Source organism: Gellertiella sp. DMC107 (assembly GCF_056313605.1).
The window spans coordinates 158,223-181,975 of record NZ_JBQUZZ010000007.1; the positions used below are offsets into that span (position 1 = coordinate 158,223).

A 23,753-nucleotide genomic window follows, 5' to 3' on the forward strand; every position below is an offset into this window, starting at 1 on the left:
TATGCAGCGCGCAACATTTGCTGGGTAGCGCCTCAGGACGCTCCGGTCAACTCGGGGAAGCACGAATGCGGCTCCAATTCTGCTCTGGACCTAACGTCCACGGGAAAGCGGTCGATGCAGCGCGGCAGACCGCTGTGGCGGCAGGTCGGCGCGACAGAAAGTCAAGTTCGACGAACATCATGTAAAAAATGCTTTACATGATGTCATGATTTTCGTACACGGATGATCACAATCGAATGGTGGAGACTGCGATGGCGATGCGCGAGAAGGTGGCTTGGCTTTGCACGGTCGGTGCATTGACGATCTTCGGCTACTATTTCTGGAGCGTATGGTCCGATTTCACGACGCGCACGCTTCGTGAAGAGGTTCTGTTCTGGCGGTTCCTCTGGTGCCTGGGGATCTTCATCGCGATCGCGCTTCCTGCAGCCATGATCACCGCATGGGTGGCCAAGCAGGAACTTGACCAGCCCCCGGACGAAATGGAGCGATCCATAGAGCGCTTGTCCCAAAGGGTCGGACTGTTGGTTCTCGAGGCTTTCCTCGTGGTTATCGTTCTGCTGAACGGTCACATTGCGGATGTCGCCCGATCCGATTATCCGGGAGATCCTGCCGCAGCAGCGGCGTTGATTCTGGCAAATCTGGTTCTGTTGGCGATGGTCGTGGCGAGCGTGTTGAGAGAGATCATCGTCATACTCCAATTTCGGCGATATGCCTGATGGCCTGCGGTCCCCCCATTACCAATTCTATCCGCCGCTTGCGCTTCGAAAACGGCGAAATGACCCAGCAGCAGCTGGCTGACATGATCGGCATGACCCGTCAAACGGTGGCTGCCATCGAACAGAACAAATACTCTCCGTCCCTTGAGGCCGCATTCCGCATAGCGGAGGTCTTTGGCGTCGAGATCGGAGACGTCTTTCAGTGGAAAAAAACCGCCGGTTGATGGACCGAAGGGCGTTTTAACCAAGGAATCCCACATTGAATAAATGGTACAACAAGCCGGCCGTCGTGCCGGCAGCGCTTCTGCTTGCCAATTTTCTGCCCATTCTGCTTGCACTGGTGCAGGCCGTGCAGATACCGATCGGCGCCCTGCCCGAGGACAGCCAGCGCCTGACCGCCACGCCCCTCACGCATTTTCTGCATGTCGCCGGAGGCGCCGCTTTCGGCATCCTCGGCCCCATTCAGTTCGGGCTTGGCCGCGCGCGCAACTATGGCTTTCTGCATCGGCTGCTGGGCAGATTGTTTGTGGCGTCAGGGGCCCTGATCTCGCTGTCGTCGATGACGCTGCTGTTTAGGTTTCCGGAGGCCTATTCGGTCGCCATCAGCGGCGCTCGATTGATCTTCGGCGTCCTTCTTGCCGTCGCCTTGACGATTGCCGTGCAGGCCATTCGCCGGGGACAGGTCTTGCGCCACCGCAACTGGATGATCCGGGCCTATGCCATCGGCATGGGTGCCACCGCCGTGTCGATGATATTCTTTCCCGTTTATCTGATCACCGGAGATGCGCCGGCCGGGTTTGTTGCCGATGCGGCCTTCTGTGGGGCCTGGATCGGCTGCATTCTCTTCGCTGAATACCTGATCCGCCGAAACTGAGCAGCGGAGCAGCCCTGATGCGCCTTTTGTTGATAGAAGACGAGGTGGAGCTCGCATCCATGCTGGTGTCCGTGCTCGGAAAGAATGGTCTTCTCGTCGATCATACCACCTTGATCGGCGACGGGCTCGAACTCGCACGCCAGAACACCTACAACACCATCCTCTTGAACCACCGGCTGCCGGATGGCGACGGGTTGTCGTTTGTGGAGAGCTTCAGAGGCGACGGCGGAACGACCCCGATCCTCGTCTTGACGGCGCGAAACACCCCGCAGGAACGGGTGAAGGGGCTGAACCTCGGGGCGGACGACTATCTGGGAAAGCCGTTTTTGATGGACGAGCTCATCGCCAGGGTCCGCGCACTCCTGCGCCGCCCGGTGACCGTGGTTGAGCAGAAACTTGCGGCCGGCAGCATGATCATCGATCCCGTCCATATGACGGTGCATGTTGGTCCGGAACAGATCGACATTCCGAGACGAGAACTGTTGCTTCTTGTCGCCCTGGCGAAACGCATCAACAAGACCGTGGGCCGGGATACGCTGGAGGCCGCCGTTTACAATTACGAGGACGAGATCCAGTCCAACGCTCTCGATGCGCATGTTTCAAGGCTGCGGAAACGTCTTGGCGATGCGGAGGCGGGGGTCAGCATTCACAGCATCAGAGGGGTAGGCTACCTCCTCAAGCGAGATGCCTGACGCCTCCCTGGCCCTCGTGCCCAGCAGCAGGGTGAAAAGAGGGATCACACACACTGAAAACGCAGGCGATTGAAGCGGGCCGGACTTGATCAACCCGGCTCGCATTTTTTCTTTCCTCGCGGGCCATACCGCAAGACCTCCTCGATAGTCTGCACATTGGCGGCCCTCCTGGGCGACGGTGCAGGCAAACGATCAAACCACTCCGACGCCCTCTTGGATCTCGTAGCCCTGCGGCAGGAGGCGGTTGCCGATCTCGCGTGTCCGGCCCTCTCCCCGGCAGAGGAGATTTCCCTCTTCCTCGGCGGCGAGCGGATTTTCCGGCGCAGACGCGCCAATCCCCCCTCAGACGAGCCCTGATTGCGGCCATGATCACGCGTCCCAGAGGGTGCCGGACACCACAGGAAAATTTGGGCAGGTCAAAAGTGCTCTCCCGCCCCGAAGACCGGCAAACACGTAATGTTCCCGTAATCCTGGCTTTGCATCGTGCGCGCGTCGGAGCCTAGAGCCTCATCCGCATCATTGTATTTTGCCAGGAGTTATTGAGTGAACCCTTTCGCACCCCATGCGCTTTCCATCCATGAGCGCAAGCGCCCGCTTCTGCGTGGTCTTTACGCAAGCTGTGTCATTGCCATTATGCCATGTGCCTCCCATGCTGCGGACCTGAATGCCGGGGGCGCAACGAGTTCAGCGCCTGAGCAGGGGTTTGATGCGCAGCGTTACAGCGACCCCAACGGGCAGCCGCGGGATTGGGAGCTGACCTTGGGCGCAGGCGCGCTCTACATGCCGGAATATGAAGGATCGGACAAGCTGGAAGTCCGTCCGCTACCCATTGTGTCGGCCAGGATTGGCGACCGGGTCAATGCCGATATCACGGGTGTGTCGGTGGATGTGCTGCAGCATGACGGCCTCCGGATGGGCGTCAAGGGCGGCTATGAAATTGGCCGCAAGGAAGACGATTCGCGCTATCTCAAAGGACTTGGCGATATCGACAATGGCGGCGTTGTCGGTGGCTTCGTCAGCTATGACGCCGGCCCGATCCAGGCCTATGGCAAGCTCGACAAAACGGTGGGCGGAAGCAACGGCTTGATTGGCACCGTCGGTGTAAAGGCGTCCTATCAGTACGAGAAATTCATGTTTTCCGCCGAGGCCTCGGGCGTATGGGCGGATGAAAAGCACATGCAATCCTATTTCGGCGTCACGAAAGCCCAATCTCAGCAATCAGGTCTCAACGAGTTCGACCCGAAGGCCGGTTTCAAGCGGGTCGATCTGAAGGCATCCGCAACCTATGCGATCAATCAAAACTGGGCCGTCACCAGCGTGGCGGGCGTGGGCATCTTGACCGGGGACGCGAAGAACAGCCCGGTCGTCAAGAAAGATGTTCAGCCGTTCGGCATGATTGGCGTGGCGTATCAGTTTTGACCATGCGGCGGCCTCCCGATCGGTCGCCGCAGCCTGACGGCCGCAACTCCCTGGCGTATCCCCGTACGGCAGCGTGCCTTTTTCGCCGCACCATGGCACCTGTAGAGTTGCGGTCGTCCGGAAATTTACTCCGGCCCCCCATTTCCAATCCATCGATGTTCGAATCGCCTTTTCCAAAAAGTGATCCATGATCGGGAGGGTGCTTTCTTCGAAGAAACTCCGAAGCGAATAAAGCATCCAAAAACGAGGTGAAGACTCGGCTGCCATTGGCTCCATGGTGGCCGAGTTTCACCGAGCAGGGCGTTGGTCAGGCAGAATGGCAGGGCATGGAAGATGCTTTTCTCCCGCAGGAAATCGGGACGAATTGATCGGCGTCCCCATGCGGATTTTTTCTCGGCCGCACCTCCGCGCCCATGCCGATGACAGTATATCGCCGCTCCCAATCAGCGTGTCTGCAAACATAATGTCCAGCGTGATGCCCAATATTTCATCGCAGTATCCCCCTGCTCGCCGCGAGCGATTGCGCCCGTAACCGTTTTTTTAACGGCCGCACATGTTGGCCTGTTGGGAAACGCTCGAGCGAAGGCCGGTGCTTCGCCGCAGATGTCGATACCAAATAGTTGCGCTCCTGGATTTTGCACCCAGCGCGCGATGTCGTTCGTCCACCATTATGAGCCATTGATAGAATTTACATCCGTTCATACGCATTTCGTAGACTTTAAATCGATTGTGGCTATGCCGAATCCCCAGATATGGGTAATTTTTTCCCAGCCTCAAGCGCGCTCGGCCGAGAAAAAAACGGTCGAAATCCTGAGGAAAAACCCCGAAGTATATCACGGTATACTGATAAAGGACGGTCCGCGAACAACCCCATTCGATGCGCAGCTGGATGCCGTCGAACACCGACAAAGTCCCCTGTGAGGCCACGCACGACAGCGACGGAGCCTCGAACCCAAGCCCGAACGTTCGTGATGGAGAATACCACGTTGAAGACAACCATGAAAGCACTGTTGAATTACACAAGAGGTAATTCAACGGATTTTACTTTAACTGTCATTGGATATTCCATTTCATCGTGGCTCAACGAAAATTCAATATTAAGAAATTCTGTAAGGATATTTCGCCGGAAAGACTTCGAATTCATTCCGGGAATCGCGCCGTGAATACCAATTCGTTACTGGTAGGCTTTGCCACCTCGACACGTTGGGGGCTTCTTATCGTGAACCACGAAGGAGAGGTCAAATATGTCAACGCAGCGGTCTCTTCAATCCTCGGCTATCGACCGGCCGACCTCATCGGAAGGCCGATAACCACCATAATACCGGAACGCCTGCGCGGCGCGCATAACAGCGGGATGGAGCGAGCGGTCGAACTGGGCGAGTCGAAACTGGGCGGCAGCCCGGTGGAGGTCCATGCGCTCAAGTCGGATGGAAGTGAAATTCCGATTGAAATGACACTGTCGGTTTGGCGCAACAAGGGCCAGGTCTGGGCGGGCGCGATGATCAAGGATGTATCCGACCGTCGCGCCCGGGACGCCCGACTGCTTCGCCTTGCCACCCGTGATGCCCTCACAGGCCTTCTCAACGACAAGGCGTTCCGGGACCGCCTGTCTGAAGAAATAATGGAGGGCCCGACGAGTGTTCTGGTTATCAATCTGGGCGGATTCCGGGAAGTATTCGATCTGTTCGGCCGAGTTATTTCGGACTCCCTGATACAAGCAGTGGGTGTGCGGCTCTTGTTCGTCCTGGGTCACGAGTCGAACGTCGCCAGGCTGAGGGGAGATGAATTCGCGGTCTTCGTGCGGGGCTTCGATTCCCGTTCGAAAGCAGAAATGCTGGCAACCGAACTTGTCCACACGTTCAACAAGCCCTTCAGCCTGGGCGGCATGGAATTTCAGCTCAGCGCGAGCATCGGCATTGCCATTTCAGATCATGAAAATGATGATGCCGAGGTCTTGCTGGCCGCGGCCGATTTCGCCCTCCAGAAAGCGATCTCGAGCGGCGGGCGTGCATTCAGCTTTTTTGACGACGGGATGCGCCAGGAAAATGAATCTTTCAGGGTTCTGCGAGACGAACTTCGTGCCGCCCTCACGCACAATGAGCTCCGGCTATACTACCAACCGCAATATGAACTGGTCAGCAAACGCCTCGTCGGTTTCGAAGCGCTCATTCGCTGGCAGCATCCGCAACGGGGGCTTCTTGCCCCGGCACTGTTCTTGCCTCTCCTGCATCGGAGCATATTGGCGCTGGATATCGGATGGTGGACGCTGGAGGAAGCCTGCCGTGTGGCCGCGACCCTGAACCACCATGGGCATTACAAGATGGCGGTCAATCTTTTTCCCATGCAGTTCCGCGCGCCCACCCTTGTGGAACGGGTGAATGCCTGCGTGAAGCGCTATAATCTCTCCCCCGACAAGCTGGAGCTGGAGCTGACGGAAGAAATCGCCCTCGACGACGTCGGCGGAGCGATCGACACCGCGAAGGCCCTGAGGGAAATCGGCGTGGGCATGGCCTTCGATGATTTCGGCACCGGCTATGCCTCCCTGAGCTCCCTTCAGAAAATTCCCCTTTCCACCCTCAAGATCGACCGAAGTTTCGTTCAGCACGTTCACGAGAAAAAGTCCTCCGATGCAGCGATCGTTCGCGCATTGATCGGGATGAGCGCTGACCTTGGGCTCTCGAGTATCGCGGAGGGTATAGAAACCTTGGAACAGGAAGCCGCCCTGATCGACATCGGCTGCGCCATCGGACAAGGATATCTCTACGGAAAACCTGCGGATGAGGCCGCAACCTTGGCGATCGTGCTGGCAGACCCTTCCAGGACCTCGGATCGGGCCTGACGCGCTGAACGAACCGGACCTGCGGCCATGGCCGGATATTCCGGAATGGTGGGATATTCCTCTTCAGACGCTGAGGCGGCCCGGCGTCGGCTCAGAGCCCGGCACCGATCTCGTCAAGCGTGATGGTCGCCGTCATCGCTTCGCTTGCGGCATCCGGCTCTCCGCGCTCGATGGCGGTGACGAGCGCGCGATGCGCCTGCACCAGCGCGGCCATGCGCTCCTCGTCGGGACGCTCGACCAGCGGCCGGTAGCCGAAGGCATGCGAAAGCTCGATCACGCCAATGAAGCTCCGCAGGAACGGGTTCTGGGAGGCATCGGCAATGATGCGGTGCAACTCGAAATCCGCCAGGGCGAAATTCTGCGTCTCCGATCCGGAAATCTCCATCTGGCGGATCCAGTACTGCATCAGGCGCACGTGGTCGGCGGTCCGCCTTTCCGCAGCGCGAGCGGCGGCATGGGGCTCGACGATGCGTCGCATGTCCTTCAATCCGGACAGGAAATCCTTCTCCAGAGGCTGGCCGAAATGCCAGGCGAGAACCTGCGCGTCGTAGAGGTTCCAGCGGGTGCGCTTCGCCACCTTGGTGCCCACCTTCGGGCGCGCCTCGAGCAGGCCCTTGGCTTCCAGCGTCTTCAGCGCTTCGCGCAGCACGGTCCGCGACACGTCGAACTCGGCCATCAGGGCGGCATCGTTGGGCAGCGTGCTTCCCACGGGAAAGCGGCCGTTGATGACCCCGGCCCCGATCTCGTTGATCACGTGGGAGTGGAAATTCCGCGCCGTCGTTCGCCCGGCAAGGGAGCGAAGGAGGCTCCCCGGTTCGCTCATGCAGGGCCTTTCCTGAGCTGGGCAGGCCCGTTCTGTCGATTGAAGACCAGGTTCTGCAGGAGAATGAACATGAAAAGCAGAAACCCGATCGCGATTTTCGTCCACCAGCTGGACAGGGTGCCGTCGAATACGATGAATGTCTGGACCAGACCCTGCAGCATCACTCCGATCAGCGTGCCGAAAATGAAGCCATAACCCCCGGTCAACAGGGTTCCGCCTATCACCACGGCTGCAATCGAGTCAAGTTCGATACCAACCGCCGCGAGCGGATAGCCAGCCGACGTATAGAGCGAGTAGATAATGCCGGAGAGGCCGCCCAGGAACGACGAAAGCGCGTAGATCGCCACCGTCGTCCTGCCCTTCGGCACGCCCATCAACGCCGCCGAAACGGGATTGCCGCCGATCGCATAGACATAGGATCCGAAGCGGGTGCGGTGGGCGATCAGCCCGAAGACGGCAAAGACCGCGAGCATGGTCAGCCCGATCGCACTCAGCCGGCCGCCGCCGGGCAGCTTGTAATAGAGCGAGGAGATCGTGCGATAGAATTCGTGGTCGATCGGAATGCTGTCCTGCGTCAGCACGGAGGCAAGCCCTCGCGCCAGGAACATGCCCGCCAGCGTGACGATGAAGGGCGGTACCCGCAGGAAATGGATGATCGCGCCCATCACCGCGCCGAACAGCGCGGCCATGGCCAGCACCAGCGGGAAGACCACGAGGGGATGGAGCCCGAGCCGGGTGATCATCAGGGCGGTCACGACGCCGGTCAGCCCGATCACCGCCCCGACCGAGAGATCGATGCCGCCGGAAATGATGACGAAGGTGGCCCCAACGGCAGCAACGCCCAGAAAGGCATTATCGGTCAGGAAATTGCCGAGAACCCGGGTCGACCACATCCCCGGATACTGGCTCACGCAGAGCGCATAGGCGACGATGAAGATCAGCGTGGTGGCGGCAAGCGGCCGGTAACGGGCATTCATGGCGCCTTCCTCCCCGGGAATTTCAGGCCTCTGAGGCCCGAGACGATGTCGCCGAGCCGCGCCGATTGCAGAACGAGAATGATCATGATCACGCCGGCCTTGACGATCAGGTTGAATTCCGGCGGGAAGCCGGACACGAGGATGCCGGTGTTCATCGCCTGGATGATGATGGCGCCCAGCACCGAGAGCGGGATCGAGAAGCGGCCGCCGAGCAGTGACGTGCCGCCGATGACGACGGCAAGGATGGCATCGAGTTCGAGCCAGAGGCCGGCATTGTTGGCATCCGCGCCCCTGATGTCCGCCGCCGCGATGATGCCGGCAATGGCCGCGCAGAGCCCCCCGAAGGCATAGATTGCCAGGATCAGCGAGCGGCTGCGCAGGCCCGTATAGGTGGCCGCCGAGCGGTTGGTGCCGATCGCTTCGATGAAGAGACCCATGGCGGTGCGGCGCACGAAGACATGGGCTGCCAGCATCAGCAGAAAGGCGATGACGGCGGGCATGGGAAGACCGAGCACGGAACCCGTTCCGATGAAGATCAGCGCCGGATCGGAAAAGGTGACGATCGAGCCTTCGGTGATCAGCTGGGCAAGGCCGCGCCCCGCAACCATCAGCACCAGGGTTGCGACGAAGGGCTGGATGGCGAGAATGGCAATCAGGAGACCGTTCCACAGGCCGCAGGCAATGCCGACGGCCAGTGCCGCCGCCAGCGTCACGACGAGCGGATGGCCCGAGACGGTGAAGGTCGCCGCCACCGCACCGGCTACCGCCATGACCGCGCCGACCGAGAGATCGACACCCCGGGTCGCGATGATCGGCGTCATGCCGATGGCGAGGATGGCGACCGGCGCGCCGCGGTTGATCACGTCGATCAGGCTGCCGAACAGGCGACCGTCCTGCCAGGTGATGTCGAAGAAACCCGGAAAGACCATCCAGTTGATCAGCAGCACGCCCGCAAGGGCCAGCACCTGATGGCTGAAGAAGGGGGAAAGGCTCTGGGCTTTCATGGCTGCGTCTCGGCATGATGGCTGGCGATGGTCTCGACGATGCGCGAGACATTGATGTCGGCCCCGTGAAGCTCGGCGGCAATCGCCCGGTCACGCATGACCACGACGCGGGAGGAATAGCTGACCACCTCGTCGAGCTCCGAGGAGATGACGACGAGGGCAAGCCCGTCCTCCCGCAGCCGGCTGATCACCCGGACGATTTCCGCATGCGCGCCCACATCGATGCCGCGTGTCGGCTCGTCGAGGATCAGGAAGCGCGGATCGGTAGCGAGCCAGCGGGCGAGGATTACCTTCTGCTGGTTGCCGCCGGAAAGCAGCTTGACGGGCAGATCGGCAGAGGCGGTGCGGATGTCGAGCGCCTCGATATACTGGCCGGCAATCTCCATCTGCTCGTCGCGATTGAGCGCCCGGAACCAGCCGAGACGGGCCTGTACGGCCATGATGATGTTTTCCCGGACCGAAAGATCCCCGAAAATGCCGTCGAGCTTGCGGTCCTCGGGGCAAAACCCGAAGCCCAGCTCGACGGCATCCCGAGGAGACCGGATGACGGTCTTGCGGCCGTCGATGGTGAGGCGACCGCTGTCGGCCATGTCGATGCCGAAGAGGAGTCGGGCCATCTCCGTTCGACCCGAGCCGAGCAGGCCCGCGACGCCGATGACCTCGCCCCGGTGGATGTCGAGCGTGAGCGGCTCGACACGCCCCTTCAGCCCATAGGCTTCCAGCGAAATCAGCGTTTCGCCGACGGCGGATTCCTCCGCCAGGATCTCGCCGTGATGGGTAACCAGATCCTTGCCGAGCATCATCTTGACCAGTTCGGTGCGGTTGATGTCGGAGATCGGGCGGGTGCCGATCAGCTGGCCGTTGCGCAGCACCGTGACCCGGTCGCTGAGCGCGAAGACCTGATCGAGAAAATGGGTGATGAAGACGATGGCAAGGCCCCGCGCCTTCAGCCGGCGGACGATCTCGAACAGCTTCTCCACCTCGGCGGAATCCAGGCTGGCCGTGGGTTCGTCGAGGATCAGCACCTTGCCGGACAGTTCCACCGCCCGCGCGATCGCCACGATCTGCTGCACGGCGACGGAGAAGGTTGAAAGCTCGGCCCGGACGTCGATGTCGAGACCGTAGGTCGCAAGCACGGCGCGGGCATCGCGCTCCATGCGGCGGCGGTCGACCAGACCGAAGCGGCGGGGCTGGCGGCCGATATAGAGATTGTCCATGACGGTCATGTTCGGCAGGAGATTGACCTCCTGATAGACCGTGCCAATGCCGAGTGCCTGCGCCTGAAGCGGCGTCGAGAAAGAGACCTCGGCGCCATCGAGGCGGATGCTGCCCTGATCCAGCGTGTAGGCGCCGGTCAGGATCTTGATCAGGGTGGATTTTCCGGCACCGTTCTCGCCGAGCAGGGCATGCACCTCGCCCGCATGAAAGGTGACATCAACACCCTTCAGGGCGGCATGATTGCCGAACATCTTGGTAATGCCGGCTGCTTCCAGCAGCGGGCGCTGATCGATCGTCATTGGCTTGTCGTCCCCCCAACGCCCATGCCGGGCGATCCTATCCGGATTGCTGACAGGTTAGAAGCTTCAAAAAGCCCCCGCCCAAGGGCTGACGGGGGCTCTTCGGGGAGGATCTCAGTAGCCGAGACCCTTGCGGGCTTCATACTCGCCCTGCGGATTGTCGGCAGGCGTAAAGAGCTTCGATTCCGTGATGATGAACTTCTCCGGCTGGGTGCCGTCCTTCTTGAAGGCTTCCAGCGCATCGAAGGCCGGGCCTGCCATGTTCGGCGTCAGCTCGACGGTGGCATTGGCTTCGCCGGCCGCCATGGCCGCAAAGATATCCGGCACCGCATCGATAGAGACGACGAGAATGTCGGAACCGGGCTTCAGGCCCGCATCTTTGATCGCCTGGATGCCGCCGACGGCCATATCGTCGTTATGGGCGTACATGGCGCAGATGTCCTTGCCGCCATTCTCGGCCTTGATGAAGCCTTCCATCACTTCCTTGCCCTTGGCGCGGGTGAAATCGCCGGTCTGGCTGCGGGCGATGGTGATGTTGGAATGACCGGCAATGGCCTCCTCGAAGCCCTTCTTGCGGTTGATGGCCGGCGTGGAGCCCACGGTGCCCTGAAGCTCGACCACCTTGCAGGGCTTGTCGCCCACGGTCTTGGCCAGCCATTCGCCGGCAACGCGGCCTTCCTTGACCTGATCGGATGCCACCGAAGTCAGGTAGAGATCCTGCGGGGCCTCGACGCCACGGTCGAGCAGGACGACGGGGATTTCCGCTTCCTTGGCCTCGCCGAGGACTTCTTCCCAGCCGGTCGCGACCACGGGGGCGACAAGGATGGCATCGACGCCCTGGGCGATGAAGCCGCGGATCGCCTTGATCTGGTTTTCCTGCTTCTGCTGCGCATCGGCAAATTTCAGCGTGATGCCGCGCTTTTCTGCCTCCTGCTTGGTGACGGAGGTCTCTGCCGCACGCCAGCCGGATTCCGAGCCGATCTGCGAGAAACCGACCGTCATGCCAGCCGCCATGGCTGCCGTAGAGACGAGCGAGGCCACACCTGCGCAGAGCGCAAGTTTAAAAATCCTGTTCATGATTTCCTCCCATTGAACGGCCCCCACCTCCAATGGCGGCCGAGCCAATTGATTGCCCATTCACGGCACGCTGTAAAGTCCAAAAGTAATATTATACGTGCTGCAATGCAGCATTATTAACCGGAACCAGGGACTAGGCAGAGGTCGGTCCCGACAGGCAACGCAGACGACGGGTCTTGCCTACCCCCTCTCCTGCCCTCACATTCGACTAGGGACAGCCGGTGACAAAAAATTGATTTCATTGCGGATAGGTCCATTGCAAAAAGGGCTTGAAATCGGAATTCAAGCCTAGACCAGCGGTTCCCGGCCGGACTGGCCACGTGCTGCATCGCACAATCCTCGACCCGGAGGCGATCAGCTACAATCTCGACAAAAGGGGTGGTTGCCCCTTCCGTCAGCGCCTGCGGCGCCGCCGGCAGCCATGCCCTGGCCTTGATAAGCCCCCTCCAGATTGACCGCACGGCAAAGACTTTTGTCGCGATGATGAAACTCGCGGCGCTCTTTCACGTCCTTTCTTCCAGCCGACCCCATCGGACGAACTCGATATGAAGGAGACATGGATCATGCGAACGTCCATCCGTACCATCGTGGCAGCATCCGCCATCGCACTCGCCTGCACCGGTGCCGCAACCGGCCTTGCCCATGCAGAGCCGGCCGTCGTTCCGGTTGCGCGGGATCATTATACCGGCACCTGGCTCGAAGTGGGCCGAACGCCCATGTGGATCACCGATGGCTGTGTCGCGGGCTACACCACCTATACGCGCGGCCTCTCCGCGGACCGCGTGCTGGTGGAGGATGGCTGCCGCATGGGCGGTCCGAAGGGAGAGCTGAAAACCATCAACGGTATCGGCACGATCAAGGATCCCGGGGATGGTCGGGGCAAGCTGAGGGTGCGCTACCCCTTTCTCATCACGATGGACTACTGGGTCCGCTACACCGCCCCCGATCGCAGCTGGTTCATCAGCGCAACGCCGGGCATGGACTATCTCTGGATCTACGCCCGAAAGACGCCCACCCCTCGCGCCCTTGAGCGCATGAAAGCCAAGGCGGCGGAGCTTGGCTACGATGTCAGCAAGCTCGAATTCCCGGTGACCGCGGCACCCTGATCGATCCACAGCCAGCGTTGCCCCGCCCCGTTTCGAGAGCGGCGCGGGGCCAGCGCATGCCGGTCTGAAGGGTTTTCATGGATCCGGCACAGCCCCTATCCGTCTCTTTTACTTCGATATTTTTCATGAAATGGATTTTATTCCATGCTTGATGTCTGCCAGGCATGATTGTTCACCTTCAGCCTATTCATTATCGATAGTCTTCAAGTATCGATAGTGAAGATTATAATCGTTCAGACGCCCTTGGATGCTCTCTGCGGGCGCTGCCAACAGGCGTGGAGGAAGAGGGCCGGAGCGGTTGCGAGGCACAGAGGAACGCCCCCGGGGTGGGAACGACGACCCTTCCGAGGGGAGAAGGGCATGTTCAGGCAAGCGGCGCCGGGACAATGCGGATCCATGCCGGAAAGGGCGATCCGGTCGAGGAAGGACCAGCAAAGTGGTGAATGGGCTTTCAGCGACGGGCAGGCTCGGCGCAGAAGCGGGCTTTCGGCCTGTCTGCACGTTCCGGCCCGGGACACGCCTGTCAGAGGGCTGGGCTTCGCTTGACGCCGGCCGCGGTCGTCCCGGCGGGAGGGGCGTCCATGACAGGGTCACCCTTCGGAAGCGCTGCCGCCACCAGCGCTCCGGGATGCAGGATCACGCGGCGGCTGAGGGCATGGGCGGATCGGATCGCGACCTCCGGAGGGCTTCCGGAAAGATGGGCCGCGAGATAACCGGCGTTGAAGCTGTCGCCCGCCGCCGTCGTATCCACAGGCACCTCCCGGGGCAGATCCGTGACCACTCCGCCTTCCTGCACCGTGGAATAATGCACCGGGCCGCCGCCTGCCTTCACCACCACCTCGCCTGCGCCATAGCGGTGATAGCGGGCTATCGTCTCCTGTTCGCTGCGGTCGCCGAAATATATCCGCTCGTCATCGAAGCTCGGAAGAACTAGATCACAAAGGGCAGAGGCGGCGGCGATCCAATGGCGCATATCCTCGGCGTGACGCCAGAGGGCGGGCCGCAGATTGGGATCGAACACCACTTTCGTTCCGTGGGCCCGCGCCTGTTCCAGACTGTGCAGGAGAATGGCGCGGCCGTCCTCCGGAAGGATCGCCAGCGTTATGCCGGAAAAATAGGCGATGCCGGCCTCTGACAAGGCGGGATCCAGACGGCTTGCCGCATCCGCCAGACGGCGAGCGGCGGAATTGTCCCGCCAGTAGGAAAAGCTGCGCTCCCCCTCCCGCAGGGTAATGGCATAGAGCCCCACCTCCCGTTCGGGATCGCGGCTGACAAAGCCCGTCTCCAGCCCTTCCGCAGCGAGAAAGGAAAGGAGGCGCTCGGAAAACTCGCCGGTACCGACCCGCGTGAGATAGGCCACCGGCCAGCCTTCGCCCAGAAGCCGGCGCAGGTACCAGGCCGTGTTCAACGTGTCCCCCGCAAAGCCCACTTGCCAGCTCCCGGGGCTGCTCCCCCGCGAAAGCTCCACCATGGCTTCGCCGATGGATACGATCCTGTTCTTGCGCATGCCTCTTCCCCTGCCCTTGGCGCTCCGGATGCCATGGTTCCCGCGCTGCCCTGATGCCATACTGTTATCGGCCCCCATGGTGGAGCGGGTGCTTGCAAGGGGACCCAAAGCGATATAATACTAGTATGGTAGTTCTTGCAAGGGAGGAATAGGTCCATGGGAGTCATCGTCACGGGGGCGGCAAAGGGCATCGGGCGGGCTGTCGCCTTGCGTCTTGCACGGGAGGGGTGGCCGCAGGTGCTGGTCGACGTGGACGCAGACGGGACCGGGAGCACCCTTGCCGACATCCGGGCCGCGGGGGGCAAGGCCATCGCCTTGACGGGGTCCGTCAGCGACGACGAAACGGCACAGGCCGCGGTGCGCCTCGCCATCGAGCATTTCGGGCGCCTGACCGGCCTCTCCCACAATGCGGGTATCCAGCGATATGGCAGCGCCGAGACCACGGACGACGCCACCTGGGCATCGGTGATCGATGTCAACCTGACCAGCGCTTTCCTCCTGGCGCGCGCCGCCCTGCCGGAGCTGAGAAAAACCAGGGGGGCAATCGTCTTCATGTCGTCCGTCCAGGGTTTTGCCTCGCAGAAGAACGTAGCGGCCTATACGGTCTCCAAGCACGGTCTCAACGGTCTGACGAAATCCATTGCGGTCGATTTCGCCGAAGACGGGGTGCGCGCCAATGCGATTGCACCGGGCTCGGTCGACACGCCCATGCTGGATTGGGCGATCGGCCTTTCGGAGGATCCCGTCTCGCTGCGCCAGACGATCAACCGGATGCATCCCATGGGCCGTTCCGGCCGACCGGAGGAAGTGGCCGAGCTGGTGCTCTTTCTGTTGTCCGATCGCTCGTCCTTCGTGACGGGGGAGATCATCAAGATGGATGGCGGCTTGCTCAGCCTCATCGGCGGCACGCCGAGGAGTGGCGCGTGACCCCTGAAATCCTCACGCAAACCCATGATGTCGTAGGCGAAAGCCCGGTTTTCGATCCTGTCCTCAGCAGGCTCTACTGGGTGGATATCGTCGGCAAGGCGCTGCGCTGGCGGGGGCCGGACGAAAGCGTCACCAGCCTCGCCCTGCCCGACTTTCCCACCGCCGTCGCGCTCACCGACCGGGGGCGGTTGCTGCTGTCGCTCGCCTCGGGACTTGTTCTACTCGATCCGGCAGAGGGTCGGCCCCTGCCTCTGGCCGCGCCGGAGGAGGGCGACGGGCTGATGCGCCTCAACGAGGGCAAATGCGATCCCCGGGGGCGCTTCTGGTCGGCAAGCATGGAAACGAACCTCACGCCGGAGGGAAAGCCGCGCACCCCCGCCGGCCACATCGGCCGCCTCTACCGCGTGGACGGGCGCGAGGTGACACCCATGGGCGAGCGGATGCTCGGCATTCCCAACACCATGGCCTGGTCGCCGGACCGCCGACGCTTCTATTTCGGCGACAGCGCCCGCAACCTTCTCTGGGTTCACGATTATGACGAGGCGGACGGCACGATTGGCAATCGCCGGGTTTTCGTGGAAGGGGGGCCGGGCGTTCCGGACGGTTCCGCCATCGATACGGAGGGATGCCTGTGGACGGCCCGTTTCGGCGCGGGATGCGTGATCCGTTACACGCCGGAAGGAGGGGTGGACCGGGTGGTGGAGCTGCCCGCCAGAAACCCCACCGCCTGCGGCTTTGGCGGATCGCGGCTCGATGAGCTTTACATCACCACGGCGACTTTCGGCCTGTCGGCAGCAGACTGCGCGCGGAACCCTGCCGAAGGCGCCCTCATCCGGCTTCGCCCGGGCATCGGCGGCCTTCCGGAAACGGCCTTTCGAGAGCCCTACTAGGACTGGCGTCCAGACGAAGGGTCAGGGCGCGTCACGCCGAAAGGGCGAAGGCCGAGAGGGCATAGTCGGTCCGGAAGGGTCTGTCGGGATCGAGATGCAGACAGGTCGGAATGCCGGAGGCCGCAATCGGATTGGCCGGATCGGCGCTCACCGCAGCCCCCAGATCGAAAGCGCCTGCCACCGGTTCGATCCCGAGAGCTTCGAACCGGCTGCTCCAGGGCCAGGCGGAGCGTCCGCGATTGGAGACCCAGAGCAGGATGCTTCTGAAGACGGAGGCATCGAAGGAAAACTCGGCGCGATAGGCTTCCTCCCCATGGACCAGCCGCGCGGGGGATTGCACGTCCAGCAACTGCACCAGCTCTTCGGTGGCAAAGGGCAGCGGCAGATGCGCCAGCGAGAGGGAGCCCTCCCCGGCCGGTATGGACTCGAGATGGGTGAAGGCCGCGCCGGGGTTCAGGCGCGAGACACCGGGTTCCACCGCCATCGGGAAGACGAGACCGCGCCGGAACGGGATATCGAGCCGTGTGCCCGCGCGTGCGGCACCCAGCGAGAAAACCGGGTGCAGCGCCACCGGCAGCGAGACGCTGCGACGCACCTCGATACCGAGGCTGCATTCGAGCCGGGCCTCTCCCGGAACGCCCGCCACCCGGCGGGTGAGACGCTTCACCGGGGACGCATCGGGGTAATCGATCTGCATCTCCACTGCGGCCTCGCTCAGCTGCCGCAGCTGCCAGTGGTGATGGGACGCAAAGCCGTGAAAATGGGCCTCGACCGGATCGGCCGGCCCGGGCGTCCAGGCGGCAGGGAGACCCTCGGGCGGGGCGGGCGCCCCGAATGGCACGCAGGGCCACTCCCCCCTCAACCGCTTCATCAGGCCGGGAAGGGACGGATAGCGCGGATCGCCGGTCTCTTCGCACCAGGGCGCGACCGCCAGCGGCGACACGGTGCGGCCGTCTTCCAGCACCAGGTCGAGCGGCCCGAGCATGCCGCCCAGGGACTGGACCTCCACCCGGCCCCTGTCCCAGTGCAGGTCAAGCCTTTGCATGATGCGGGATCACATCTTCGAAATAGTCCGGCATCGCGGCCACCTGTTCGGGAATGCCTTTCAAGACCCGGCGCAGATGCAGCCTGAGCGCCGTTTCGGCCCGGCCGAAATCCTGCGCGGCGATCCCGTCGGCAATGGCGGCATGCTGCTCCACCAGCTCACCGAGCGAATTGGCCCAGCGCAGATCGAGATTGCGGACCCGGTCCAGCGGCGCCCTGACCTCCTCGATGTGGGAGGCAAGGCCGACGATCCCGCTCCGGTCGCCGATCGCCCGGTGAAACCGCTCGTCGGATTCGTAGAACCGCTCGATCTGGTTGTGCACCTGGCAGGCCTTCTGGATGGCAAGCTCGGCCTTCAGCTGGTCGGCAAGCGCCTCGCCATGCCCGTTCAGCGCCCGGCGCAGCGCCTCGACTTCCACCGCCTCGCGGATCATCTGGGCGCGGTAGACCGACGTCAGCGAAATGCGGCTGACGATCGATCCCCGCTGGGAAAAGATGTTGACCAGGCCCGCAAGCGACAGGCGCAACAGCGCTTCGCGCACGGGCTGGCGGCTGACGCCGAAGAAACCGCAGAGACCGCCCTCGGACAGGGCGGTATCGGGCGCGATGGAGGTCTGGATGATCTGCTGCCGGAGATAGCAGAAGATCTGCATCGAAACGGGCCCGTCGCCGTTCAGCTCCGGCACGGGCAAGGTTTCGGTGATTTCCTCCAGATTGCGTCGTCTTGACAAATCACACCCCCAAATCGATCTCAGGACACCTGCATGCCCTGCATGAACCGTTTTTTCAACACGAAGAACAGAACGAGCGTCGGCAGCGATGCAATTACCGACGCGGTCATCACCAATGTCTGGGCTCCCCGGGCATAGGCGCCCTGGAAAACCTGCAGTGCCGACATGATCGACCGGACATCCGGGCTTTGGGTCAGCACCGTGGAAAAGAGCAGATCGTTCCAGATCCAGGTGAACTGGAGCAGAAAAACGGCCACCAGCGGTCCATAGCAGTTCGGCAGGACAATCTGAAGAAACAGTCTCAGCTCTCCACATCCATCGATGCGGGCCGCCTCGTCCATCTCCCGGGACAGCTGGTTGAGATAGTTCTTCAAAACCAGAACCGGGAAGGGAATGCAGATCGCGGTGTAGAACAGGATCATGCCGAGGCGTGTATTCAGGAGGCCGGTGTGCATATAGGTGAAGAAGAGCGGGATCAGATACATCTGGAACGGAAACACCGTTCCCGAGAAGATCAACAGGAACCAGTAGGCGCGGCCCCTGAACTCGAAGCGGGACAGGCCATGGGCTGCCATGGCGGCGATCAGCACGGCGAGGCCTGCGCCGACGAGCCCGTAGAGCAGGGAATTGAACATGCCCTGTCCCATCTTGGCGACGGTCCAGGCGCCCACGAGATTGTCCAGGAGAGGGGCAAAGCCCTGGGGCAGCGCAAGCGCGCCGCCTTGCGCATATTCTTCCGGCGATTTCAGGATCGAGACGGCCACATAGTAGAAGGGCAGGAGCCACACCAGCGAAAGGCCGGCCATGAACAGGACGATGATCCGGTTTCCGCGCTTCCTGCGTTCGTTGCGCGACAGCTGGTCGAGGTCGAGTGTGGTGATGTCGAAGGCCATGGGGATCTTTCCTAGCGGATCATGCGTTCGATGCGGTCCTGAAGCACCGCCTGGGTCCAGGTGACCGCCAGCACCACCGCCCCCAGCACCACCGAGATGGCGGAGGCATAGGCCCAGGCGCTCTTCTCGAAGGCTTCCACATACATGTAGACCGTGAGCGAAAGGGTTCTTTTGGCCGGGTAGTCCTTGGCCATCACCCAGATGTGGTCGAAGACGGTGAAGCCGGCGAGCACCGACAGGATGACGACGACCAGGATGGTCGGCAGGAGAAGCGGCAGGGTGACATGCCGGAAGACCTGCCATCCCGACGCGCCATCCACCGTCGCGGCCTCCAGCGGATCGCGCGGCAGCGCCGACAGACCGATGAGAAACAGCACCATGGAAAGGCCGACGGTCTGCCAGATATAGGCGACGACCACGGACCAGGTGACGGTGCTGGACTCGTACAGCCAGCCGAAGGTCACGGGTTCGCCCAGGATCCGGGACAGGAGGCCGTTCAGAAGACCCTCCGGCGCATAGAGATAGAACCACATGACCCCGACGGAGGTGGGGGCGAGAATGCGCGGCACGAAGAAGATGCTCTTGGCCAGCTCCTCGAAACGCTGCCCCCGCATCATCATGGCCAGAGACAGGCCGATGGCGCCCGGCAGCACAAGCGAGGCCAGAACCCAGATCGACGTATTGAGAATGGCGTCGCCGAAATTCGGATTGGTGAGCAGCAGCTCGTATTGCCGCAGCCCGGCAAAGGAGGACAGGCCGGAGAATTTCTTCCAGTTCGTGAAGGAAATCCACACGTTGAACAGCACCGGGTAGAGCAGCATGCCGCAGACCAGCACCAGGGCCGGAGACATGAACAGGAGCGCCGTACGACGCTGCCGGCGTCGATCCCGCGCAGCCTGAAAGTCCAGGCTGGCGAAATCGATCTTCTCGAGCTCGTCTTTCGACAGGTTGAAGGGATCGGGTGTCATCGGCATGTCCGGGAACGCGGCACCCGCGGCTCCCCTTGCGGGGAACCGCGGGCCCGTTCGGTTTCGATTACTTCGCGGCCCAGTACTGGGCGTTGATCTTCTGCATGGCGGCCATGACTTCCTTGGCCTTTTCCTTGGTCGGCGTGAGCATGAAGGCGCTCATCTGGGCAACCAGATCGCCCTGGATTTCAGCCGGCACCGCTTCCCACCAGCGGGTCACGGCCTTGTGTCCGCCCTTCAGCATCTCGTCGGAGATGTCGGCGACGATCTGGTTCGGCGGCGAGGCCTTGAGGTTGCCGGTGTAAAGGCTCTGCGCCTTGGACCATTCCGACGCACCGTCGACGCTGGCCCAGTATTCGAAGGCGGCGCGTTTTGCGGGATCCGCCCAGGCGGCCTTGGAAATCAGGATGGGCGAGCCCTCGACCACGATCTGGGCCGGCGCATCGGCCGAGATGTTGGGCATGATGAAGGCGCCGAAATCCTTGCCGATCTTCATGCCCTGTTCCTCGATCAGGCCCGTGGCCCATTCGCCCATCAGATACATGGCGCCCTTGCCGCGGGCGAAATCGGCCACCTCCTCGGTGGAGCGGGGATCGGTGAAATATCCCTTGGCATAGAGATCGACCCACCGGTCGAACACGGCCTGCACCTCGGGCCCGTCATAGGGGACGGTTCCGTCATGAAGACCCGCATAGGCGGCGGGGTTGGTCCGCATCATCAGTTCCTCGAACCAGATGAAACCCCGCCACCCATCCTGCACGGTCGCGTTGAACGGTGTGATGCCGGCGGCCTTCAGCTTGGCGGCCACCTGTTCCAGTTCGGCCCAGGTTTTCGGCGGCGTCACGCCGGCCTTTTCGAATTCGGCCTTGTTGTAGAAGACGACCCAGCGGGCCAGCAGCAAGGGAATGCCGTAGGTCTTGCCGTCCACCTGGAACAGGGCCCGGTTGCCGGCAGAGAATTCGCCGCTGGCGATCTTCTTGTCCCAAAGCTCGTCCACCTCGGCCACATTGCCGGAAGCCACGACGTCCTCCAGCGCCTTGCCCGTCCACCAGGTGAAGAGATCCGGCGGATTGCCGGCTGTCATCGAGCTTTGCAGATAGGCCTTGTACTGGTCGGTGGCATAGCTCGTATGGGTGAAGCCGCCTTTCTTCGCCATGACGTCGAAGCCGGATTTCCAGAAATCCTTGTCGTGCGCCATGGTCACATCGGCGGCCTGGCTTGTGGCCACCGAGGCCAGAAGCGTGCCGGCCAGCACCGCGTATTTGAGTATGGTCCTGATCATTTTTCCTCCTCCAAGGTCTTAGATCGTGAGATTGGATCGCCTACCGCGCGCGCAGTGTTTCCCCGCTTTCGGGGTCGAACAGGTGGACGCGGGTGAGATCGATATCGAAGTCCAGACGCTCGCCATCCGCGACCGGGCGCGGCTGCTGCATGCGGGCAATCAGTTCGGTTTCGCCGAGCCGGGTGAAGACGAGCGCTTCGTTACCCAGCCATTCCGTGAAGAGCACCTCCCCCGAAAAGCTGGCGAGCCGTTCCGGAACGAGGCCGTGCCCCCGGACCGAAACATCCTCCGACCGGATGCCGAAGGTGACCCTCTGCCTCTTTTCCAGCGCCCGGAAGCGGCCCGCCGGCAGCTCCACCGGGGTTGCGATGGCCGGAACGGTGAGAGTCGTCGGGCCAATGGCCTCCGCCTGGATGAAATTCATCGCCGGCGTGCCGATAAAGCCTGCCACGAAGAGATTGGCCGGATCGGAGAAGACGGTATAAGGGGTAGCCGCCTGCTCGATCCGGCCATCACGCATGATGACGATCTTGTCAGCCATGGTCATGGCCTCGATCTGGTCATGCGTGACATAGATCACCGTATTGTTCAGTCGCTTGTGCAACCGCTTGATTTCGGCGCGCATCTGGTTGCGCAGCTTGGCATCCAGATTGGACAGCGGCTCGTCGAAGAGGAACACGTCCGGTTCCCGCACGATGGCCCGGCCCATGGCCACGCGCTGCCGCTGGCCGCCGGAGAGCTGGGCCGGCTTGCGGTCAAGATAGGGGCCGAGCTGCAGGATCTCGGCGGCGAAGGCCACCCGCCTGTCGATTTCCGCCCGCGCAATGCCCGCGATCTTCAGGCCGAAGCACAGATTGTTGCGCACCGTCATGTGGGGATAGAGCGCATAGCTCTGGAACACCATGGCAATGCCGCGCTGGCGCGCCGGCAGATCGTTGACCACCCGGTCGCCGATGCGGATCTCGCCCCAGCTGATGGATTCCAGCCCGGCGATCATCCGGAGCGTCGTGGACTTGCCGCATCCCGAAGGGCCGACCAGCGCCACGAAGGACCGATCCTCGATCTCGAGGCTGATACCCTTCACGGCCGGATGGGACCCATAGGCCTTGACCACATTGGTGAGTGTGACGCCAGCCATCAGACCGTACCCCCCGGCATGTCCTTCACCGCCGGATCGGCATAGTTTCGCTCGGGAAACACCGAATACCAGTGCGGCCGCGCGGGGTCGCGATCATAGGCGTAGCCGCCTGTCTCGCGGTAATATTCGGCGTAGCGGCGCATCTTGTCCGGATCGAGCGTAATGCCGAGACCCGGTCCCTGCGGCACGGCGATGCAGCCGTTGCGGTAGGTCATCCTGCCGCCGGCAATCACGTCGTCGGTGAGATGGTGATAATGGGCATCCGCCGCGAAGAAGAGGTTCGGCAGGGCCGCGCCGAGATGCAGCATCGAGGCAAGCTGGATGCCCAGTTCCCCCGAGGAATGCACGGAGGCGCCGTACTGGAAGGTTTCCAGCACGTTGCCGGCCTTGTAGGCCTGCCGCAGACCGCCCCAGAAGGTGGTATCCAGCAGGATGACATCGACCAGATCCTGCCGGATGCACTGGGCCAGCTGCTCGAAGTTCACCACCACCGCATTGGTGGCCGTGGGGATCTTCACGAACTGGCGAAGCCGCCGCATGCCCTCCAGACCCCAGGTCGGGTCCTCGAAATAATCGTTCCGCAGATGCTGGATCGCGTTGCCGACCCGGATCGCCTCCTCCACCGTCCAGACGGAATTGGGATCGAGCCGCAGACGGTCTTCGGGAAAGGCATCGGCCAGCGCGCGATAGACCTCCAGATCATGGTCCGGGTGGAAATGTCCACCCTTGAGCTTGTGGGTGGTGAAGCCATGGGCCTGCTTGAGGCTGCGGGCATGGGCAACGATCTCTTCTGCCCGGGTTTCGCCACCCAGCCCGGTCTTCGGATCGTGGTAGCGATAGAAGAGATAGGAGGCAAAGGGCACCTCTTCGCGCAACGCCCCGCCGATCAGATCGCAGGCCCGCACGTCCAGCGTCTTGCCGGCCGCATCCATGCAGGCCATTTCAAGGGCTGCATGAAGCTGCATGCGGTTGTTGTACAGGCTGCCGACCGGGTTCATGATTTTCCAGCGCAACTGCTCCAGCTGCAACGGATCATGACCCTTCAGATAGGGCAGCAGCCCGAGAATGGCGGCTTCCGCCGATTCCCCGCCCCCGCCCATTTCACCGAGGCCGACAACGCCGTTGTCGAGCTCCACTTCCACGATCGTGCGGACGAACCGGCCCCAGTGAGCCCCGTTGGAGTGGCGCAAAGGCGCCTCCAGGGGCACAGCCACCGTGGTTGCTCTCAAATTCACAATTCTCATCAGATGGTCTCCTCAAGCGCATAACTACCATACTAGTTTGCGCTGTCAATCGCAAAACGGCGCTTAACCCATTCTAAATAGCATT

At 62.1% G+C, this 23,753-nt stretch carries 22 protein-coding genes; 9 read left to right on the plus strand and 13 right to left on the minus strand.

The window, feature by feature from the left end:
- Window positions 1-251: 251 nt before the first annotated feature.
- From ACT54B_RS20340 to ACT54B_RS20365, 6 genes are all read left to right on the plus strand, one after another.
- Window positions 252-716: a hypothetical protein gene (locus tag ACT54B_RS20340; RefSeq protein ID WP_476047637.1), complete on the plus strand. Its 465-nt coding sequence runs from the start codon at window positions 252-254 to the stop codon at window positions 714-716.
- Between the two features lie 59 nt (window positions 717-775).
- The gene (locus ACT54B_RS20345) at window positions 776-940 is read left to right on the plus strand and encodes a helix-turn-helix transcriptional regulator (RefSeq protein WP_476047639.1); all 165 of its coding nucleotides are present in this window, start codon (window positions 776-778) and stop codon (window positions 938-940) included.
- A gap of 35 nt (window positions 941-975) precedes the next feature.
- A complete protein-coding gene (locus ACT54B_RS20350) occupies window positions 976-1,590 on the plus strand; it encodes a DUF2306 domain-containing protein (RefSeq protein ID WP_476047640.1) in 615 nt (204 codons plus the stop codon).
- A 17-nt stretch (window positions 1,591-1,607) separates the two neighbouring features.
- On the plus strand, window positions 1,608-2,282 hold the full coding sequence (locus tag ACT54B_RS20355; RefSeq protein ID WP_476047642.1) for a response regulator transcription factor: 675 nt from the start codon (window positions 1,608-1,610) through the stop codon (window positions 2,280-2,282).
- 543 nt (window positions 2,283-2,825) lie between these two features.
- Window positions 2,826-3,701 carry a MipA/OmpV family protein gene (locus ACT54B_RS20360; protein WP_476047644.1) on the plus strand — a complete coding sequence of 292 codons (876 nt, stop codon included), beginning with the start codon at window positions 2,826-2,828 and terminating at the stop codon, window positions 3,699-3,701.
- Window positions 3,702-4,860: 1,159 nt separating this feature from the next.
- Window positions 4,861-6,540: an EAL domain-containing protein gene (locus tag ACT54B_RS20365; protein ID WP_476047646.1), complete on the plus strand. Its 1,680-nt coding sequence runs from the start codon at window positions 4,861-4,863 to the stop codon at window positions 6,538-6,540.
- A gap of 91 nt (window positions 6,541-6,631) precedes the next feature.
- Here ACT54B_RS20365 and ACT54B_RS20370 read toward each other — a convergent pair whose 3' ends face one another.
- The 5 genes from ACT54B_RS20370 to ytfQ all read right to left on the minus strand — a co-directional run bounded on the left by ACT54B_RS20370 (window position 6,632) and on the right by ytfQ (window position 11,938).
- Window positions 6,632-7,363, minus strand: a complete 732-nt coding sequence (locus ACT54B_RS20370; RefSeq protein WP_476047648.1) for a FadR/GntR family transcriptional regulator — start codon at window positions 7,361-7,363, stop codon at window positions 6,632-6,634.
- Window positions 7,360-8,340 (minus strand): galactofuranose ABC transporter, permease protein YjfF, encoded by a 981-nt coding sequence (yjfF, locus tag ACT54B_RS20375; RefSeq protein ID WP_476047650.1) that lies wholly within the window; start codon window positions 8,338-8,340, stop codon window positions 7,360-7,362. Before yjfF ends, ACT54B_RS20370 begins: the two co-directional genes overlap by 4 nt.
- A complete protein-coding gene (locus tag ACT54B_RS20380; RefSeq protein WP_476047651.1) occupies window positions 8,337-9,344 on the minus strand; it encodes an ABC transporter permease in 1,008 nt (335 codons plus the stop codon). Before ACT54B_RS20380 ends, yjfF begins: the two co-directional genes overlap by 4 nt.
- Window positions 9,341-10,861, minus strand: a complete 1,521-nt coding sequence (locus tag ACT54B_RS20385) for a sugar ABC transporter ATP-binding protein (protein ID WP_476047652.1) — start codon at window positions 10,859-10,861, stop codon at window positions 9,341-9,343. The genes ACT54B_RS20380 and ACT54B_RS20385 overlap by 4 nt, the downstream gene beginning before the upstream one ends.
- Before the next feature lie 114 nt (window positions 10,862-10,975).
- Complete coding sequence (gene ytfQ, locus ACT54B_RS20390; RefSeq protein ID WP_476047653.1) at window positions 10,976-11,938, minus strand: galactofuranose ABC transporter, galactofuranose-binding protein YtfQ; 963 nt, start codon at window positions 11,936-11,938, stop codon at window positions 10,976-10,978.
- Window positions 11,939-12,501: 563 nt separating this feature from the next.
- Here ytfQ and ACT54B_RS20395 point away from each other — a divergent pair.
- Complete coding sequence (locus ACT54B_RS20395) at window positions 12,502-13,044, plus strand: lipocalin family protein (protein ID WP_476047654.1); 543 nt, start codon at window positions 12,502-12,504, stop codon at window positions 13,042-13,044.
- 523 nt (window positions 13,045-13,567) lie between these two features.
- Here ACT54B_RS20395 and ACT54B_RS20400 read toward each other — a convergent pair.
- On the minus strand, window positions 13,568-14,551 hold the full coding sequence (locus ACT54B_RS20400; protein ID WP_476047655.1) for a sugar kinase: 984 nt from the start codon (window positions 14,549-14,551) through the stop codon (window positions 13,568-13,570).
- Window positions 14,552-14,707: 156 nt separating this feature from the next.
- Between ACT54B_RS20400 and ACT54B_RS20405 the strand changes: the two genes are divergently transcribed.
- Both ACT54B_RS20405 and ACT54B_RS20410 read left to right on the plus strand, forming a co-directional pair.
- Entirely contained in the window at window positions 14,708-15,478 is a 771-nt protein-coding gene (locus tag ACT54B_RS20405; protein WP_476047657.1) for an SDR family NAD(P)-dependent oxidoreductase, read from the plus strand.
- Entirely contained in the window at window positions 15,475-16,368 is an 894-nt protein-coding gene (locus ACT54B_RS20410) for an SMP-30/gluconolactonase/LRE family protein (RefSeq protein WP_476047659.1), read from the plus strand. Before ACT54B_RS20405 ends, ACT54B_RS20410 begins: the two co-directional genes overlap by 4 nt.
- A 31-nt stretch (window positions 16,369-16,399) precedes the next feature.
- Here the strand turns inward: ACT54B_RS20410 and ACT54B_RS20415 are convergent, their stop codons facing one another.
- The 7 genes from ACT54B_RS20415 to ACT54B_RS20445 form a co-directional block, all read right to left on the minus strand.
- Window positions 16,400-17,413, minus strand: coding sequence for an aldose epimerase family protein (locus ACT54B_RS20415; protein WP_476047660.1), 1,014 nt, complete (start codon window positions 17,411-17,413; stop codon window positions 16,400-16,402).
- On the minus strand, window positions 17,400-18,143 hold the full coding sequence (locus ACT54B_RS20420) for a GntR family transcriptional regulator (RefSeq protein WP_476047661.1): 744 nt from the start codon (window positions 18,141-18,143) through the stop codon (window positions 17,400-17,402). Before ACT54B_RS20420 ends, ACT54B_RS20415 begins: the two co-directional genes overlap by 14 nt.
- A 20-nt stretch (window positions 18,144-18,163) precedes the next feature.
- A complete protein-coding gene (locus ACT54B_RS20425; RefSeq protein WP_476047662.1) occupies window positions 18,164-19,036 on the minus strand; it encodes a carbohydrate ABC transporter permease in 873 nt (290 codons plus the stop codon).
- An 11-nt stretch (window positions 19,037-19,047) separates the two neighbouring features.
- On the minus strand, window positions 19,048-20,004 hold the full coding sequence (locus tag ACT54B_RS20430; protein WP_476047664.1) for a carbohydrate ABC transporter permease: 957 nt from the start codon (window positions 20,002-20,004) through the stop codon (window positions 19,048-19,050).
- A gap of 67 nt (window positions 20,005-20,071) precedes the next feature.
- Window positions 20,072-21,286: an ABC transporter substrate-binding protein gene (locus ACT54B_RS20435; protein ID WP_476047665.1), complete on the minus strand. Its 1,215-nt coding sequence runs from the start codon at window positions 21,284-21,286 to the stop codon at window positions 20,072-20,074.
- 40 nt (window positions 21,287-21,326) lie between these two features.
- Window positions 21,327-22,424: an ABC transporter ATP-binding protein gene (locus ACT54B_RS20440; RefSeq protein WP_476047666.1), complete on the minus strand. Its 1,098-nt coding sequence runs from the start codon at window positions 22,422-22,424 to the stop codon at window positions 21,327-21,329.
- Window positions 22,424-23,668 carry an enolase C-terminal domain-like protein gene (locus tag ACT54B_RS20445; protein ID WP_476047668.1) on the minus strand — a complete coding sequence of 415 codons (1,245 nt, stop codon included), beginning with the start codon at window positions 23,666-23,668 and terminating at the stop codon, window positions 22,424-22,426. The genes ACT54B_RS20440 and ACT54B_RS20445 overlap by 1 nt, the downstream gene beginning before the upstream one ends.
- Window positions 23,669-23,753: the final 85 nt, after the last annotated feature.